Annotated in this window: 2 protein-coding genes; both read left to right on the top strand. The window is 61.8% G+C overall.

The window, feature by feature from the left end; genetic code table 11:
* The coding region (locus NP596_RS21240; RefSeq protein ID WP_256617376.1) for an efflux RND transporter periplasmic adaptor subunit at positions 1 to 1,033 on the top strand (1,033 nt) is incomplete at its 5' end.
* On the top strand, positions 1,030 to 1,650 hold a 621-nt coding region (locus NP596_RS21235; RefSeq protein WP_256617375.1), incomplete at its 3' end, for an efflux RND transporter permease subunit. The genes NP596_RS21240 and NP596_RS21235, both read left to right, overlap by 4 nt.

The following is a 1,650-nucleotide window of genomic DNA, read 5'->3' as shown; positions in this document are numbered from 1 at the left end:
CGAACCCGCGCCACCCGTTACGCCGCCGGCCGCCAATCCGGCGCTCAGCGTTTCCGTGGTCCGCCCGGAAACGCGCGATATTCCGGTCAGTCTGACCGCCAACGGTTCGATCGCAGCCTGGCAGGAAGCCGTGATCGGCGCCGAAGTCGGCGATCTGCGCTTGAATGCGGTGAATGTACAAGTCGGCGAAGCAGTCAGGAAAGGCCAGGTTTTGGCGACTTTCGCCGAGGAAAGCGTGCTGGCCGATGTGGCGCAGAGCCGGGCTGTGCTGGCCGAAGCCGAAGCCAACTTGGCGGAAGCCAAAGTCAATGCCTCCAGAGCGACCAAGATATCTCCGGCCGGAGCGCTTAGCGCGCAACAAGTCGACCAATATCTAACCATCGAAAAAACCGCCCGCGCCAAGCTGCAGTTGGCCAAGGCCCAGTTGGATGCACAATTATTGCGGCTAAAATACACCAAGGTATTGGCTAGCGACGACGGCGTGATTTCCTCGCGCGGCGCCACTTTGGGCGCGGTGGCGAGCAAGGGCCAGGAACTGTTCCGGCTGATCCGGCAAAACCGGCTGGAATGGCGTGGCGAAGTGACGGCCGCCGAAATGACCCAGCTGGCGCCCGGCGTTGCCGTAACGGTCGAAGTGCCCAATGTCGGCAGTATCGAAGGCACGGTGCGCTTTTTAGCGCCCACCCTGAACGAACAAAGCCGTAACGGCCTGGTCTACGTCGATTTGCCGCATGCCGTGCAAAGCGGCCTGCGCGCCGGCATGTTCGCCCGCGGCGAATTCCATTTGGGCAGCAGCAGCGGCCTGACCGTGCCGCAAGACGCACTATCGTTAAGGGAAGGCTTCAGTTACGTGTTCCGGCTGGCCGAACAATCCGGCGACCGGGCTCGGGTCAATCAAATCAAAGTGCAACTCGGCCGCAGAAGCGGCGACAAACTGGAAGTGCTGTCGGGGCTGAGTGCGGAGGATAAATTGGTAGCCGGCGGCGCTTCCTTTCTGGCGGACGGCGACAGCGTCAGAGTGGTGGCCCCATGAACGTCTCGGCCTGGTGTATCCGCAATCCGATTCCGGCAATGATGCTGTTCGTACTGCTCAGTTTCGCCGGCCTGCTCAGCTTCAAGGCCATGAAGGTGCAGAATTTTCCCGATCTGGACCTGCCGACGGTCACGGTATCGGCCTCCTTGCCCGGCGCCTCGCCGTCGCAACTGGAAACCGAAGTGGCGCGCAAAATCGAAAACGCCATCGCCACTTTGCAAGGGCTGAAACACATGACCAGCAAGGTGCAGGACAGCAACGTCACCATAACGGCGGAATTCCGCCTGGAAAAACCGGTGCAGGAAGCCTTGGACGATGTGCGCTCGGCTGTGTCCAAAGTACGCACCGATCTGCCCGGCGACCTGCGCGACCCGGTTGTCACTAAACTGGATTTGGCCGGTTCGCCCATCCTGGCCTTTACCGTGAATTCCGCGCAACGGGACGACGAATCGCTGTCTTGGTTCGTGGAAGACACGGTGGCCAAACGCTTGCTGTCGGTGCGCGGCGTGGGGGCGGTCAATCGGGTGGGCGGTGTCAGCCGCGAGGTGACGATTGCCCTCGATCCGGTCAAACTGCAGGCGCTCGGCGCCACGGCGGCCGACATTTCCCGCCAATTG

This window comes from Methylomonas rivi, from assembly GCF_024505165.1.
In the GTDB taxonomy this organism is placed as follows: Bacteria; Pseudomonadota; Gammaproteobacteria; order Methylococcales; family Methylomonadaceae; genus Methylomonas; species Methylomonas rivi.
This window is presented reverse-complemented; position numbering and strand designations above follow the sequence as displayed.